The 15,145-nt window shown below is 32.2% G+C and carries 22 protein-coding genes; 5 read left to right on the top strand and 17 right to left on the bottom strand.

From position 1 onward, the window contains the following. Positions 1 to 37: 37 nt before the first annotated feature. From ACYQ3D_RS11840 to ACYQ3D_RS11810, 7 genes are all read right to left on the bottom strand, one after another. A complete protein-coding gene (locus ACYQ3D_RS11840; protein ID WP_459838581.1) occupies positions 38 to 550 on the bottom strand; it encodes a DUF3794 domain-containing protein in 513 nt (170 codons plus the stop codon). Positions 551 to 634: 84 nt separating this feature from the next. Next, on the bottom strand, positions 635 to 1,474 hold the full coding sequence (locus tag ACYQ3D_RS11835) for a DUF3794 domain-containing protein (protein WP_459838580.1): 840 nt from the start codon (positions 1,472 to 1,474) through the stop codon (positions 635 to 637). A 70-nt stretch (positions 1,475 to 1,544) separates the two neighbouring features. Beyond that, complete coding sequence (locus ACYQ3D_RS11830) at positions 1,545 to 2,045, bottom strand: DUF3794 domain-containing protein (RefSeq protein WP_459838579.1); 501 nt, start codon at positions 2,043 to 2,045, stop codon at positions 1,545 to 1,547. Positions 2,046 to 2,176: 131 nt separating this feature from the next. Beyond that, positions 2,177 to 2,620 carry a DUF3794 domain-containing protein gene (locus ACYQ3D_RS11825; protein ID WP_459838578.1) on the bottom strand — a complete coding sequence of 148 codons (444 nt, stop codon included), beginning with the start codon at positions 2,618 to 2,620 and terminating at the stop codon, positions 2,177 to 2,179. A 43-nt stretch (positions 2,621 to 2,663) separates the two neighbouring features. Next, positions 2,664 to 3,173, bottom strand: a complete 510-nt coding sequence (locus tag ACYQ3D_RS11820) for an SPOCS domain-containing protein (RefSeq protein ID WP_459838577.1) — start codon at positions 3,171 to 3,173, stop codon at positions 2,664 to 2,666. A gap of 138 nt (positions 3,174 to 3,311) precedes the next feature. Next, positions 3,312 to 6,068 carry an Ig-like domain-containing protein gene (locus tag ACYQ3D_RS11815; protein ID WP_459838576.1) on the bottom strand — a complete coding sequence of 919 codons (2,757 nt, stop codon included), beginning with the start codon at positions 6,066 to 6,068 and terminating at the stop codon, positions 3,312 to 3,314. A gap of 177 nt (positions 6,069 to 6,245) precedes the next feature. Beyond that, the gene (locus ACYQ3D_RS11810; protein ID WP_459838575.1) at positions 6,246 to 6,752 is read right to left on the bottom strand and encodes a DUF3794 domain-containing protein; all 507 of its coding nucleotides are present in this window, start codon (positions 6,750 to 6,752) and stop codon (positions 6,246 to 6,248) included. Between the two features lie 153 nt (positions 6,753 to 6,905). On the opposite strand from ACYQ3D_RS11810, the gene ACYQ3D_RS11805 reads away from it, so the two are divergent. Then, positions 6,906 to 7,349, top strand: coding sequence for a DUF3794 domain-containing protein (locus ACYQ3D_RS11805; RefSeq protein WP_459838574.1), 444 nt, complete (start codon positions 6,906 to 6,908; stop codon positions 7,347 to 7,349). 63 nt (positions 7,350 to 7,412) lie between these two features. Here ACYQ3D_RS11805 and ACYQ3D_RS11800 read toward each other — a convergent pair whose 3' ends face one another. The 7 genes from ACYQ3D_RS11800 to ACYQ3D_RS11770 form a co-directional block, all read right to left on the bottom strand. Then, a complete protein-coding gene (locus ACYQ3D_RS11800; protein ID WP_459838573.1) occupies positions 7,413 to 9,269 on the bottom strand; it encodes a DUF7507 domain-containing protein in 1,857 nt (618 codons plus the stop codon). Continuing rightward, complete coding sequence (locus ACYQ3D_RS11795) at positions 9,266 to 9,667, bottom strand: alpha-helical endospore appendage domain-containing protein (protein WP_459838572.1); 402 nt, start codon at positions 9,665 to 9,667, stop codon at positions 9,266 to 9,268. Before ACYQ3D_RS11795 ends, ACYQ3D_RS11800 begins: the two co-directional genes overlap by 4 nt. A 196-nt stretch (positions 9,668 to 9,863) precedes the next feature. Beyond that, positions 9,864 to 10,145 (bottom strand): alpha-helical endospore appendage domain-containing protein, encoded by a 282-nt coding sequence (locus ACYQ3D_RS11790; protein WP_459838571.1) that lies wholly within the window; start codon positions 10,143 to 10,145, stop codon positions 9,864 to 9,866. Between the two features lie 188 nt (positions 10,146 to 10,333). After that, the gene (locus ACYQ3D_RS11785; protein ID WP_459838570.1) at positions 10,334 to 10,615 is read right to left on the bottom strand and encodes an alpha-helical endospore appendage domain-containing protein; all 282 of its coding nucleotides are present in this window, start codon (positions 10,613 to 10,615) and stop codon (positions 10,334 to 10,336) included. Between the two features lie 141 nt (positions 10,616 to 10,756). Further along, entirely contained in the window at positions 10,757 to 11,047 is a 291-nt protein-coding gene (locus tag ACYQ3D_RS11780; RefSeq protein ID WP_459838569.1) for an alpha-helical endospore appendage domain-containing protein, read from the bottom strand. 137 nt (positions 11,048 to 11,184) lie between these two features. Further along, positions 11,185 to 11,469: an alpha-helical endospore appendage domain-containing protein gene (locus tag ACYQ3D_RS11775; protein ID WP_459838568.1), complete on the bottom strand. Its 285-nt coding sequence runs from the start codon at positions 11,467 to 11,469 to the stop codon at positions 11,185 to 11,187. Between the two features lie 21 nt (positions 11,470 to 11,490). After that, positions 11,491 to 12,003, bottom strand: a complete 513-nt coding sequence (locus ACYQ3D_RS11770; RefSeq protein WP_459838567.1) for an alpha-helical endospore appendage domain-containing protein — start codon at positions 12,001 to 12,003, stop codon at positions 11,491 to 11,493. Between the two features lie 130 nt (positions 12,004 to 12,133). On the opposite strand from ACYQ3D_RS11770, the gene ACYQ3D_RS11765 reads away from it, so the two are divergent. Continuing rightward, on the top strand, positions 12,134 to 12,592 hold the full coding sequence (locus tag ACYQ3D_RS11765; RefSeq protein WP_459838566.1) for an SPOCS domain-containing protein: 459 nt from the start codon (positions 12,134 to 12,136) through the stop codon (positions 12,590 to 12,592). A 37-nt stretch (positions 12,593 to 12,629) separates the two neighbouring features. On the opposite strand, the gene ACYQ3D_RS11760 is transcribed toward ACYQ3D_RS11765, so the two are convergent. The 3 genes from ACYQ3D_RS11760 to ACYQ3D_RS11750 all read right to left on the bottom strand — a co-directional run bounded on the left by ACYQ3D_RS11760 (position 12,630) and on the right by ACYQ3D_RS11750 (position 13,942). Continuing rightward, positions 12,630 to 13,205, bottom strand: a complete 576-nt coding sequence (locus ACYQ3D_RS11760; protein ID WP_459838565.1) for a hypothetical protein — start codon at positions 13,203 to 13,205, stop codon at positions 12,630 to 12,632. Positions 13,206 to 13,226: 21 nt separating this feature from the next. Next, positions 13,227 to 13,472, bottom strand: coding sequence for a hypothetical protein (locus tag ACYQ3D_RS11755; protein WP_459838564.1), 246 nt, complete (start codon positions 13,470 to 13,472; stop codon positions 13,227 to 13,229). A gap of 95 nt (positions 13,473 to 13,567) precedes the next feature. Then, entirely contained in the window at positions 13,568 to 13,942 is a 375-nt protein-coding gene (locus ACYQ3D_RS11750; RefSeq protein WP_459838563.1) for a hypothetical protein, read from the bottom strand. A gap of 123 nt (positions 13,943 to 14,065) precedes the next feature. On the opposite strand from ACYQ3D_RS11750, the gene ACYQ3D_RS11745 reads away from it, so the two are divergent. The 3 genes from ACYQ3D_RS11745 to ACYQ3D_RS11735 all read left to right on the top strand — a co-directional run bounded on the left by ACYQ3D_RS11745 (position 14,066) and on the right by ACYQ3D_RS11735 (position 15,133). After that, positions 14,066 to 14,212: a hypothetical protein gene (locus ACYQ3D_RS11745; RefSeq protein ID WP_459838562.1), complete on the top strand. Its 147-nt coding sequence runs from the start codon at positions 14,066 to 14,068 to the stop codon at positions 14,210 to 14,212. A gap of 62 nt (positions 14,213 to 14,274) precedes the next feature. Beyond that, positions 14,275 to 14,781 carry a hypothetical protein gene (locus tag ACYQ3D_RS11740; RefSeq protein ID WP_459838561.1) on the top strand — a complete coding sequence of 169 codons (507 nt, stop codon included), beginning with the start codon at positions 14,275 to 14,277 and terminating at the stop codon, positions 14,779 to 14,781. Beyond that, positions 14,774 to 15,133 (top strand): hypothetical protein, encoded by a 360-nt coding sequence (locus tag ACYQ3D_RS11735; protein WP_459838560.1) that lies wholly within the window; start codon positions 14,774 to 14,776, stop codon positions 15,131 to 15,133. The genes ACYQ3D_RS11740 and ACYQ3D_RS11735 overlap by 8 nt, the downstream gene beginning before the upstream one ends. The last annotated feature ends 12 nt before the right edge of the window (positions 15,134 to 15,145 follow it).

Genomic DNA, 15,145 nt, shown 5'->3' with positions numbered 1-15,145 from the left:
TTCTACCTCCTTTTTTTTCTACAATAATACAAAAAAATTATCTTTCATTAGCAACAAGTAAAACTATTAAATTTTTAAAGATTTCTCGTGGGCTTAATTGCTCTATAAAAACATCTTCAAAGCAAATCTTAACATTAAACCGAGTTTCTAATGGTGTATCCTCAGGCAGAACAATAAAAGTACTAAATGGAATATCCTCAAATTCAGCCGAATGAACTGGTTGACTACCACTTTCTATATCCCCTACATAAACAACTTTTTCACTAATTTTACCTTCTATAATTAGCTTTCTACCAGTTAATTCTTGACCACCTGTTGACGGAACTATATTACCTTCACTATCAGTTCTTACAGGAGTCTCTATTACTTTAGTTCTAGTTATTTCTCCATCAACTACGACCTTTAAAATTTGTTCTATGTCAGGCTTTTGTTCAGGAACTTCTACTGTTTCTTTAATTGCAATCTGTTTAAAAGTTCCTTCACTAACATCAATCTTAGATAAATCACAAAGTCCTACTACTTCAACAAAATCACTTACCGTACACGCCATTCTTCTACCTCCTTTTTTTTCACTACTACTTTTATAAACTCACAATCCAAAAATTTCAGTTAATCTTTTAACCCAAGTATACTATCAGAATTCTATATCATTAGTTTCTTCTCTGTCACTTGCAATTGTAGTACTCGCTTCTATATCAACTGTAACTGTATCACTTATTTCAGTTCCAGCACAATCAAATACTCTTGCTTCTATTACTTGACCATCTCCTGCTTCAGCAGTCCACAAATAAGTAAACTCTACATTGGTCTCTCCAAACACATTTTCTGTTGTCTCTAAAGTACCATCTATATAAATTTCAATCTTATCTAAGCACTCACAATCAAAAGCATCAACCACTATTGAAACTTGATCTCCAGCAGTAAATTCAGCACCATCTTCATTAGGACCTTCAGGCCATAGTATATTTACAGTTGGATCTGTATTAGGAACAATTGCATTGACTACAATAGTTACGTTCTTAAAGATTTCTCGTTGATTAAGCATTTCTACATAAACATCTTCAATACAAATCTCTACATCAATTTGGTCTTCTTCTCCTGGTATTAAACATGTATTAATTGGTATAAAAGTACTGAAAGGAATATTAAATTCTGCAGAATGAACTGGCTGATCTTCATCATCTGTTTCTGCTACATAAACTATCTTTTGATGAAGGTTTCCCTCTACTACTAAACCTTTACCAGTCTTCTCCATGCCACTTGCACTTTCTCCTTCTGGAGTCTCCACTAACTTTACGCTACCTATTTCTCCTTCTAACATCACCTTTAAAATTTGCTCAACATCTGGCTTTTGTTCTGGTATTTCTAAAGTCTCTGGAACTGCTATTTGATTAAAGTTTCCTTGCGTGAGATCAACATTATCAATATCACATTCACCTACAATCTTCACAAAATCACTTGAAGTCTCTACCATCCTTTTACCTCCTTATCTTTTATCCACTTCTATCATACTCTCAAAAAATTAAAATTGTGTCATACAAAATCTAACAGTATTGGCAATCAGTTGGTATAGCATGCAAAAACAAAGTAACATTTTTAAAAAAACTTCTAGCAGTTTCTAGTTTAATGAAAACATCTTCAATATAAGGATCAACTCTAAATTTAGCCTGTAAACTTGTTTCACCTGGCACAATAATATAGGTAGAAAATGGTACTTTAAAATGAGCCACATGAACTGATTGTTGTGGTATATCTGCTACATAAAGTAATTTTTGTTTTAAAAAACCTTCTATAATTAACTTTTTTCCTGTTAGATTACTCCCAGCTAAATTACAACCACAAGAAACAGGTGTTTTAACAACTCTCTGGGACATAATCTTTACTTTAACTACGACCTTAGCTATCTGTTCTATATCAGGTTTTTGTTGTGGGATAGTTAAAGTTTCAGGAATAGACATTTGAGTCCAATAATCACCTTCTCCATCAAGTTCAGGAAAAGAATCTGCCACTCCAACTACTTCAACTAAATCATTCAGACTATTCATTTTCCCTCCTCCTATCCATCAATTAATCTATATGAATGAAAACTAAAAAAATTATATGTAAATAATGTTATAATTGTACTTATTATCATTTATCTAAAATAAAAAGCAGGGAGTTACCCTGCTTTAAAAATCTAATTCTCAAATATATCTATCTTAGCAACTAAAACCTTAAATAAATATCTGTTATCAAGAGGTTCCAACTGAAAATGTTCTTTACTAATACAGACACAAATCGGAGTACCTCCTGGAGGACCTCCTGGCCATTCAATTAAAGTATCAAAAGGAGCTTTAAAATGTGCTGCATGGACTGGCTGATCTCCTGCTTCTGTTTCTCCAACATATTTAACATATATTTGAGCCTCCCCCATTACAATTACTTTTTGTAACTGCTGTGGTGGATCTCCTACAGTAATATTAGTATCAATAATTTCAGTTTTGGTAATTTCAAATTCTACAAAATAATCCAAAATAGATTCTAATGACGGCTTTTGGTCTGGAATAATAAGAGTACTGTCAATCGTTATTTCTTTAGAAATATCAGGAGGTCCAGTACATGAGTTTTGTCGACAATCCATTTCTTATCCCTCCCTTCACTCTTATTTTCATTATTAATTAAGTTCACTGTTTAGGCTCTAACCAAATCATTAGAACCACTGTTCTATTTATAGTACGTTCATCAATCTGTTCAATCTGTAAATCTTCAACACAAACATGGACTAGATAATCATCTAGGCTAAAATCACGAGGTAGGAGACGTTCTTCACCATTCACTTCACGCAATATCAACCCTTGAAATGGAAAAGAACAATGAAAAAAGTGTACTCGCTGATCTGGTGTCTTAGCAGAATACTCTATTCCTAAATTAAATAATCCAGCTACTACAACTTTTTTCCCTCTTACTTCTCGATTATCAATTACTTCTGTTGAATTTATAGTTTGTGCTTTACGAATTTCAATACTATGATGTATATCAAAGATTTTTTCTTTATCTGGTTTAGTATCTGGAATCGTACATTGGCCCTCTAAAACAATTTGATTAGAATAAGCTACAGTATCATTAGGAGCTGGACACTTTTCATCACCTTTTTTTTGCATCTCTTCCTTACTACAAAAAGGACCATTACTCATTAATTTTTCCCTCCTTTCAAATAACATTTTAAGTCATGTGTCATGAGAGAATAGTTTTTATTACGAATAACATTAAAATCTTTGATCTAGCTCATGACACACAACTCACAGTTTGATATAAAGTATACTTTATATCAATTAATTTTCTGTCCGAACTCCAACAAGAAAGACAATCGCTTTTTTAATAGTTCTAGCATCTATTTGATGATATTGAACATGTTCTAAAATAACTACTGGATATAAAGAAATACAGGCACCTAAGTTAATTCCTTTAATCAAACTACTAAATGGTATAGTAAAGTGAGCAGAATGGACTGGTTGACTATCATCTGCTACATCTGCTACATAAGATATCTCAATTTTAACTCTTCCTCTTACCTTAACCTTAAGTTCTGCAAAAGTTTCAAAAGGAAATACTTCTTCAACTTCAATTTCTACATCAAAATCTACAATTTGCTCAATATCAGGCTTTTCTTCAGGTAGCTTAAGATCACCATTAACTAACTCTTCTACAAAATTATCTGGTATATTATCAACAATATAAGTGTTAGTAGTTTCAGCAATGTTACCAGCACAATCAAATGCTATTGCTGTTACTTCATGAGGGCCTTCAAGGTATTCAGTAGTATCCCAATCAAAGAAGAAAGAAGTTTCTGTTTCAGGTACTACTGATTTTGTTGTTACTAAATTACCATCAATATACAACTCTACTCGATCTAAACATTCGTTGTCTTCTGCAGTAATTTCTAGCAATGTTTCTCCTTCTATCGTTGATTCATCTGGTGGATCTACTATTTCTACTTCTGATGGTAAATTATCTACAATAAAAGTACTAGTAGTTTCTGCTGTATTACCAGCACAATCAGTTGCAACTGCTCTAACTTGATGTGAACCATTAGAGAAAGCAAGAGTATTCCAATTGAAGGTAAAATCTAACTCAGTTCCTCCTGGCGGATCTACTATTTCTGTCCGTACTAAATTACCATCTATAAATAATTCTACTCGGTCTAAGCATTCATTATCTGAACCTGATACATCTATTGGAATAGTCCCTGTCACAAAAGAACCATCTGGGGGATTATCTATACTTACTTCCGGCAGTTCATTATCTACAATTAACTGAATCTCATCTGTCACTTCATTACCAGCACAATCAACGGCCACTGCTTTTATATTATGCGGACCATCATCTTCAATTGTTGTATTCCAATCAAAAGTAAAAGTCGTTCCTGTTCCAGGAGCTACTAATTGAGTAAATACTAAATCACCATCTATATATAATTCTACTCGGTCTAAGCATTCATTATCTGTGCTTGATACCTCTATTGGAGTTATATCATTAACTATTGAGCCATCTGGTGGACTATCTATATTTACTACTGGAGGTTCATTATCTACAATTAACTGAATTTGGTCTGTCGCTTCATTACCTGCACAATCTATTGCTACTGTTTCTATAGTATGTGGTCCATTGGCTACAGCTGTTGTATCCCAATCAAAGATAAAGTTGGTTTCTGTTCCAGGAGCTACTGATTGAGTAAATACTAAATCACCATCTATATATAATTCTACTCGGTCTAAGCATTCATTATCTGTGCTTGATACCTCTATTGGAGTTATATCATTAACTATTGAGCCATCTGGTGGACTATCTATATTTACTATTGGAAGTGTATTATCTACTATATATTGATTAACATCATCAGTTTGATCACCAGCACAATCAATTGCTCTTGCCAATACTATATGCTCACCATCACTGAGTGTTGTAGTATCCCAATCAAAAGTGAAATTTATTTCATTAGCATCAGGATCATCATCTCCCGAACCATTGTCTACTACTGTCTCTACCAATGTTCCATCTATAAATAATTCTACTCGGTCTAAACATTCATCATCTGAAGCTGTTACTTCTATTGGTACTGTTCCACTTACTAATGAGCCACTAGGTGGTGTTTTATCTACAGATGGTGGTGTGTTTGCCTCAAGGGTAGCAGGATTTGGAGAAACATAAACACCACTAGTACCTGAAGTCATACTAAATTTAGTAGTAAGTGTGTACCAACCACCAACAAAAATACCATTACTAAGTGATTGGGTTTCCCCTGTAAAAAGCCCAGTACCTGGATCAAAGTTTGTAGGGGCACCTGTCGTTAACCAATAACCAGTAAAAAAACCTCCACCATCAAAATTACTACCACCATTAATTAATGCGCCCTGACCATCATCAAAGCGAGGACCTTGGGGATATGGTGGAGCTGGGGTAGTACCACCACCGGATGCATTTATATCACCTGCAACATTAATAAAGTTACCAGGTTCCAAATCTCCCTGAGGAACAATTGCACCACCACTCTGTGGTTTTACTTGTCCTTGGTAGCCATTAGTCAGATCACCATCTGTATCCCAGCGAAGAATAAAAACATCTCCAGCATCACCGGTAATATTAATCTTACTAGAGAAATTAAGTCCTGAAGTAACATTGATAACGAAAACTTCGTCAGTTCCATTTTGAGTATTCAAACCATCTAGTGAGGTAGAAGAAACATTTTCAAAGCCAGCTGTAACACTAAGAGCATTAATCTGCTGAAAGGAACTAATAAGATCATCTTCTAAATTACTAATAAGTGTATTTTGATTAGTTGCTGCTGAAGCTTGAAGAAGATTCTGATCAACAATCTGTTGCCAAGCTCCTAAAGTATTATCATTAGTAGAAATCGTTCCAGCATAAGGAACATCCCCTGAAGTACGCTCATCAGCTTGAATACCATCAACTGCTACATCACCAACATATCCTTTAGTAGCTCCTTGCCAGTTTGCATCTTGATTAGCATCAGCAAAGAAGAACAAGTAATTAGTTAAATTCCCTAAGTCAACACCTCCAATTACTGCCATTGATCTTCACCCCCTTCCTTATATACTAACATTTCATTTTCCATTTTATTGCCTCCTTTCCTAAAACTTATTATAATATATTCCTAAATGTTTACATTTGTGTCATTTATTAATTATGATTTATATCAAATAATAAAAGATCTCCCTTAACGGGAGATCTAAATGGATAATAATTCCTTAGTAACAATAACAATTTGTTGGAACAGCATGTAAAAATAAAGTAACATTTTTAAATACTTCTCTTTTATCATTCATCTTCACAAATACATCTTCAATATAAGGATCTATTCTAAATTTAGCATGTTTGTTCATATCTGATGGAATAATAATAAAAGTAGAAAATGACTTTTGAAAATGAGCTACATGCATAGACTGCTCTGCTACATCAGCTACATAAAATAATTTCTGTTTAATCTTTCCTTCTATAATAAGCTTTTTTCCTGTTAGTTTTTGGCCCCCTAAATTATAACCATAAGAAGTAGGGGTTTTTACCACCCGTTGTGAGATGATCTCCACCTCTACTGCTACCTTAGCTATTTGTTCAATATTTGGTTTTTGTTCAGGAATAAAAACAATTTCTGGTACGGATAATTGTGTCCAGAAATCACACTCTCCATCGAGTTTAGGAAATGATTCGGCTACCCCAACTATTTCTACCATATCATTATCATTAAATGTACTCATTGGACACCTCCTATTTATTTAATATATACGCTATAAACCATAAAAAAATCAATTAAATCAACCACTCTTATCCTAATTAATTATTTTTATTAATTTATATTATAATAGCTTAATATAGATTAATTGAATAATAGGTTAAAGGAGGTGTCTAAAATGGAAAATAAATCATACGAGTTAGTTACTGTTGCAGAAGACTTTGGTTCTCTTCCACATAATGTTACATATAAAAACTTTACTGCACAAGAAAAACTTATTATCTCTAAAACTAAACCTGATATTCAACAACTAGTTAAAATTATTATTCAACCAGAAATTTCTTCTTATGAGATCATCTCTACAATTCAAGGTTCACAACTAGTAATCCAAGGAAATATTACTGAAAAAATATTTTATGTAGCTGATAAACCAGAACAAGCAATCCATTGTTCCGAGTTTTCTTTTTCCTTTGCTAATTATATTAAGTTACCCCAAAACCCAAAAATAAAAAGAGTTAAAGTCACAAGTGAAGATGCTATAATTCAACTTATAAATAAAAGAAAAATCAACCAATGGATTCTTCTCATTTTTTGTCTAATTCCTGCCCTTCCCCAATACTGAAAATAATTTAAGCGAGAGGATATTGAAATATCCCCTCGCCATTTTAAAGATAATTTTATTCTATTATCCAATTACTTCAAATATTTCAGAATCACCAGGATCTAAACTAGGAATAGTAGCAATAGGACCTAATACAGAATCAACTACTTCAATATTTGTCAATTGCGTTCCACCAATATTAGTTACAATATATCTAAATACTGGATCTTCACCTGGCGGTAAAGTTGGCCCTGATGGTGTATCAGCATCTACAAATGTTACACCACCATCAACTGAAACTTGTTTCTCAATATCAATAGCTGGATTTGATTCACCAAAATAGTTAGCAGGATCGCTATCTGTGACTGTATCTCCACCTGGAGTTGTTCCTTCGGCTGTAGCAATATTAGTTTGTTGACCTGCAGCCCAAGGTTGCGTCACAGTTAATGTTGTACTCTCCCCAGGGTCAAGTTCATTAACAGTAACACCAATATTACCAAAAGTATCATCAGTTACTGTAATATTTGTCAAAGTTTCTGTTCCATTATTAGTTACAATATATCTAAATTGTGGATCAGTCCCCTGAGGTATAAATGGCCCTGTAGGTGTATCAGCATCTACAAATGTTGCTCCTCCATCAGCTGAAACTTGCTTCTCAATATCTATTGCAGCAGTTGTTCCAAAATAATTAGCTGGATCAGTATCTGTAACGGTAACTCCACCTGGAGTTGTTCCTTCAACATCAGCTGTATTAGTTTGTTGACCTGCAGCCCACGTACCAGTCACTTCTACTTCAAATGATTCTCCAGGAGCTAGTGAAGTTTGGGGAATGGTTATAGAACCTAAATCACTATCAGTTAGTGTTATATTATCTAAAGTTTCATTACCATTATTTGTTACTACATATCTAAATACCGGATCTGTTCCCTGAACTATATTAGGTCCGGGTGGTGTATCAGCATCAACGAATGTTGCACCACCATCAGCTGAAACTAATTTTTCAACATCAATTGAAGGTGCCTGTAGGGTTTCAGGATTTGGTGATACATAGACACCACTGGTACCTGAAGTCATACTGAATTGAGTGGTAATTGTATACCAGCCACCAACGAAGATTCCATTACTAAGTGACGAAGTTTCTCCGAAAAATAAACCACTTCCTGCATCAAAATTATCAGGGCTTCCAGTAGTTAACCAGTAACCAGTAAAGAAACCACCACCACTGAAGTCCTCACCACCATTAATTAATGCCCCTTGACCATCATCAAAGCGAGGTCCTTGGGGATATGGTGGAGCTGGGGTAGTACCACCACCAGATGCATTTATATCACCGGCAACATTGATGAAATTACCAGGTTCTAAATCTCCCTGAGGAACAATTGCACCACCACTCTGTGGTTTTACTTGTCCTTGGTAACCATTAGTTGGATCTCCATCTGTATCCCAGCGAAGAATAAATACATCTCCAGCATCACCAGTAATATTAATCTTACTAGAAAAGTTAAGTCCTGAAGTAATATTAATGACAAAAGTTTCAGCAATACCATTTGTAGTATCTACTCCATCCAAGTCAGTAGCTGAAACAGGAGCTGTTACACCTGGTGGTAAATTAACAGATTCAGCATTTATCTGTTGAAAAGCACTAATAAGATCAGCTTCTAAATTATTAATAAGTGTGTTTTGATTAGTTGCTGCTGAAGCTTGAAGAGGATTTTGATCAACAATCTGTTGCCAAGCATCCAAAGTACTATCATTAGTAGAAATTGTTCCAGCATAAGGAACATCTCCTGAAGTACGCTCATCGGCTTGAATACCATCAACTGCTACATCACCGACATACCCTTTAGTAGCTCCTTGCCAGTTTGCATCTTGATTAGCATCAGCAAAAAAGAATAAGTTATCAGTTAAATTACCTAGATCAATACCTCCAATTGTAGTCATGAGTTATTCACCTCCTGTGTTGTTGTTTCTGTATTAAAAAATGCATCATCAGAATCTGTAACAGTCGTATCATCAAATACAGCAGTAACTGTACCTGTGTTAGCTTGCACATCAACTGGTGGTATAGGTTCTAAAGAATCTAAAATATCTTCTAACTTAAATTGTAATAACATTTGTTTCTTAACTGTTGTCTTTAAGGTATCATCTACTGAATCCTGTAAATCCAGTACTTCTTGAACAGTAAGATCATTGTTAAGAAGACCAGTAACAATTGCTTGAAGCTTTTCTCCTTCTGCATTCTCAACATGGGCCAATGCTGTTTCTTCTAGAGCAATTGATTCTAAAAGATCGACTAAAGATTGATCTTGATCAACGTCTGGTATTGTTGGTTCAGACATTAAAAATTATCCTCCTTTCTTAAAATAATAATTAAGATTAAAGTTTTAATTTTTTAACTTTAATCTTTCTAGTTTATAATATTAAGTTATTACAAAAATGTTAATAATTTTTAATTAAAACTGTGATTACTAAAAAAAAAGAACAGAAGAGTCTTTTTACTCTCCTGTTCTGATTTAATATTTTAATCGATCTTTATTATAAATTTTCTAGATCTTCTTTAAAATCTAAAACATCTTCTAATTTAAATTGCAATAACATTTGTTTTTTAACTGTTGTCTTTAAGGTATCATCTACTGAATCTTGTAAGTCTAATATTTCTTCTACACTAAGATTAGGAAAATCAGCAACAATTGCTTGAATCTTTTCTGCTTCTGCATTCTCAACATGCGCTAATGCAGTCTCCTCTAAAGCAATTGATTCTAATAAATCTGTTAGTGATTCTTCTTGAGTAACATCAGGTATTTGTGGCGTGCTCACTAATAGTCACCTTCCTTTAAATAATAATAATTAAGATTAAAGTTTTAATTTTTTAACTTTAATCTTTCTAGTTTATAATATTAAGTTATTACAAAAATGTTAATAATTTTTATTAAAACTATAATTACTCAAAAAAACAGGAGAAATTTTTCTCCCCTGTTCTAATTTAATCTTTCAATTAATCTCTATTATAAATTTTCTAGGTCTTCTTTGGAATCTAAAACATCTTCTAATTTAAATTGCAATAACATTTGCTTTTTAACTGTTGTCTTTAAAGTATCATCTACTGAATCCTGTAAGTCCAGTATCTGTTGCACAGTAAGATTATCAAAATCACCAACAATTGCTTGAATCTTTTCTGCTTCTGCATTCTCAACATGTGCTAATGCAGTCTCTTCTAGAGCAATTGATTCTAAAAGATCTGTTAATGATTCTTCTTGAGTAACGTCAGGTATCTGCGGTGTACTCATTAATTGGTTACCTCCTTTCTTTTCTTTCAATATATAATATAACTGAATTAATCTATATGTGACAAAAAACTTATATTTTTTAAATAAACAACTAAACAATAAAACCTCCATTCTGAAGAATGGAGGTAAGTATACACTTATCTAGCAATCATCTATTTCTAAATCTTCTTTGAAATCTAAAACTTCTTCTAATTTAAATTGCAATAACATTTGCTTTTTAACTGTTGTCTTTAATGTATCTTCCACTGAATCCTGCAAATCCAGTATTTCTTGATGAGTAAAATCATCAAAAGAATCGACAATTGCTTGAATCTTTTCTCCTTCTGCATTAACAACATGTGCTAATGCAGTTTCCTCTAAAGCAATTGACTCTAATAAATCTGTTAGTGACTGTTCTTGGTCTACCCCTTCTGGTATATCTGGCGTACTCACCACTATCAACCCCTTTTAAATAGATTTTTCATCACTTTATCAGTCTTCTAATACATCCTACGGAAAGATAAGTCTATATATTACATAAATTAAATTACAATTATATCAATTATTGTTAAATGATATAAAATGTTTAATTAACTATAATCATCCTTCGTTTCTAATTTAGCATCTAAAACATCTTCAAGTTTGAACTGTAATAACATTTCTTTCTTAATTACAGTCTTCATTACTTTAGACATGTTTTTTTGAAAATCAATTATTTCGTCTGGAGTAATATTACAATCAGCTATAATCCGCTGTGTCTTTTCAGCTTCAGCATTTATAAAGTTAGCTAAGGCTGTTTCTTCTAATGCAATAGACTCTAATAAATCTACTAGTGCTTCATCTCGATCTCTTGTGGGGATCTCTGGCCTTGACATTTCTATCACTCCTTATTAACTTTAAAGCATTTTTTTAATCTCCTCTAATTCATATTCTAAAGAATCTTTGATTCTAGTCCCATTCTTTATAATTAAAGTAACACTTTTTTGTAATCTATTTAATTTCCCTTGAGGGAAATTATATTCATCAGTTAATTTTTTTAATCTATTAGTTTCAGTTTCAATCAAATTATCTACAACTGTTTCTAACAAGATAATTCCATCTACTATATCTATTACTGTCTCCCTACGAAAATCAGATAATCCTTCAGCACTTATTTCATCTTCTACTAAAATTTTTTCCAACCTAAATTGTAATAACATCTGTATTTTCATACTATCTTTAATAATAGATGCTAAATCTTGTTCAAAAACTAATACTTCATTTATAGATAAAAGATCAATAGTCTTATTTATCTTTTCAGTTTCAATATTTAAAAAATGGGCCAACGCTTTCTTGTGGAACATAATAGATTCTAGAATATTATTTAATACTTCACCTTTATCTTTTTTGTCTGAATTTGGCCCTGACATTTCTAGTTCCCCCTTTATTCTATACTAAATATATGCAATATAGATTAGATCTATATTAGATAATCTAACTTCTTAAGAAAAAAATGAATTCTTTTGAATACATATCATAATAGAAGGGAGGTTAAATCAAATGAATGATTCCTTACAAAATGACAAATCATTTGAATTAGTTACTGTGGATGATAATCTAAAGTCACTGCCACCTAAAACAACTTATAAAGAATTTATAAAAGAGAAAACTATGGCTATGCCTAAAGAAAATACTACAATAAAAAAATTAGCTAAAATTCTTATTAATCCTAAAATCACCTCTTATAAAACAACCCACACTTCCCAAGGTCCTAAAGTTATCATTCAAGGCCGAATTATTGAAAAAATGTTCTATATAGCACAGAATAAAACACAAACTATTCAGACTGCTAAATTCAATTTTCCTTTTTATACCTTTATTACATTACCTGTTCAACTAAAACTTGGTGATATAAAAATCAAAGTAGAAGATACTATTGTCCAACTGATTAACAAACAAGAAATCAACCAATGCATTCTACTTTGTACCTGTGTTATACCTAAAAAATCCGATTTTTAATATAGGTGATAAAAGGAGAGGTAAAACCCCTCTCCTTTTATTCTTCGATTTCAGTATATGCTTTTTGCTGTTTATTAATTTTAAGCTCAGAATCTTGTTTACTAACTTGATCATTTTCATCTTCTAAATGATATTGATCATTATATTTTTGCTTCGTATTATTTGCTGAAACTCTAGTTTCTTCATTAGCCAAAGAGGAATTTTTCTTTATAATAGCCCCTATTGCTTCTATTTTGATTTGTATTACTTCTCCTTGCTTAATCAAACTAATAAAATCTGTATTTATATCAGATAAAACTCCTTCTACCTGACAACAATCCCCTCCAATCATCAAATTGATTATTATAAATTCTCCTGTTCTTTTCTTTAATATCTTTTTTATATCCTCTTGATGGTTACTATTTATCCTAATCCCTTCTAATTGTTCTTTTTCCTTAGCCTGCTTCATTTTATTAAGCTGTTTCTTTAAAAAACTAATTAACTGTTCTTCATTTTCTCCCATAGAATCATTTTGTTTTAATTCATCAATATTTTGCATTAAAAAATCAATTTCTTCTTCAGTTAAATTAGGATCATTACTAACCATCGGTAATTTTTTATTATTAGCTACCATAACTGCCTCCTCCTTCTTTTCTTAATCATAATAACAACTTGAATTTTCACTCTTAGTTCCATTAATCTTTCTTTTAACAGCTACAACAGCATCAAGTGCAATTTCTATTTTAACTCCATTATTAATTAAAACCAAAAAATCCTTTCCAACATTACATAACACTCCTTTATGTTTGCAACAATTGGCTCCTGATTTAATTAATACAACAATAAATTCCCCAGTTTGGTTCCTGATATTTTTTTGAAATGTAATTTGGTTATGATTCATTTTAGTACCTCCTTTTACAGCCTTTATTAAAACTTAATCTATTATTAATTAAAATATGACTTCATAATAAAAAACCTCCCTTAAGGGAGGTTTACTTAAAAATCAGTTGTATATTTAATTTCATACCTATTATTATCGGAATTAAATTTTAATTTGAATTCTTTCTCTCTTCTTAACCTAGCTTTTAATCGATTCTCTATCTTCTTCTTCTCTTTATTATTTACTTTATATCCCGCTTGTTTTAATTCTTCTATTATTTTGTCTAGCAAATCATCAATAGTATTCATCGTCTTATTATTGAGAAAAGTTAGTAAAATAGCATCAATTACATCATCTATTTCTGCTAAAATAGGAGTGCCCTGTCTAAAATAATCATCCAAACCAGGCTTTAATTTAACCAAGACTATAATTACACTAGATAACATACCTAACAGATTAAAAATAGTATCTAAACTCAACTGCCATTCCATAATAATCTCCTCCTCCTTCTTCTTCTTTTATCATATGCCTTGTAACATTTTTCTGTTAATTTTAAAAGTAACATAATTAATATAACTACATATTATATAACAAACAGAAAGGAGGGACAACTGATGAGTAAGAAATGTAAACCCAAAGGCAAATGTAAAGATAAAGAAACATGCGATTTCAAACAAGAATTATGTCTCGAATTAGAAATAGAAGTTGAAGCAGAATGTAAAGATCTTAAAATCACTTGTGAGCCCTGTGATGATTCCTAATATCACCACACTGAGTGTAGGTTAAACCTACACTCAATGTCATTAAAATTGGAGGAATTATTATGTCTAATAAGGTTACTAAAACTTTTAATTGTAAACGGAAATTGAAAGTTAATTCTTCTGAACCACTTGATTCAGAAGATATTTCGGTTCAAGTTGGCTCTGATGATCAATCTACATCTAATGCTAATAATTCTGAATCTAATCCATTAACTTTACCTATCCTGTGGGCCCACTTCCAAGCTTATGAACAAGATTTATTACCAGAAGGCAAAATAGCACCTTGGGAGCAAATAGAAGAAGACGATATATCGACCTCAGAACAAAAACTATGGTTACAATTCTTACAAAATATTGTTACTCCTAACCTAGCTAACTGGATTCATGATCCAGAGGAAGTACGCCACCGTAGTATTGCGACTTATAAGGAAATAAACTCCGATAATGTTGAAACTACTGATAAAGAAACAACAACATGTTCCCTAGAACAAATATTAACTCTTCAATTGAACTTAATGGTAGAAGCAGAAGTGAAGAATTTACATATTGGGAGGGATAATCATGTCTAATAAAGTGACTAAGACTTTTAATTGTAAACGCAGATTTAAAATTAACTCTTCTGAACCTCTTGACTCAGAAGATATCTCAGTTCAGGTTGGCTCTAACAAGCAAGCGAACCCTACTACTAATCCATCTGAGCAACCTAATGTCTTAGCTTTAGCTATTCTGTGGGCCAACTTCCAAGCCTGTCATCAGGAATTATTAAGCACAGATTCTACTCCCCCCTGGAATAAGATTAATAAGGGACGTTGGGGGGATTTCTTAAATCAATTAATTGCTGATAGTGATTGGAAAGAGTGGATTCATAATCCTCAACAAGTTAAAGAAAAAACACGTAAAGCTTATAATAATCTTAAATAAAAACTTTCTTTT

It is taken from the genome of Halanaerobaculum tunisiense (assembly GCF_054657635.1).
The sequence above is the reverse complement of the archived record's forward strand: the minus strand, read 5'-3'. Positions and strand labels throughout refer to the sequence as shown.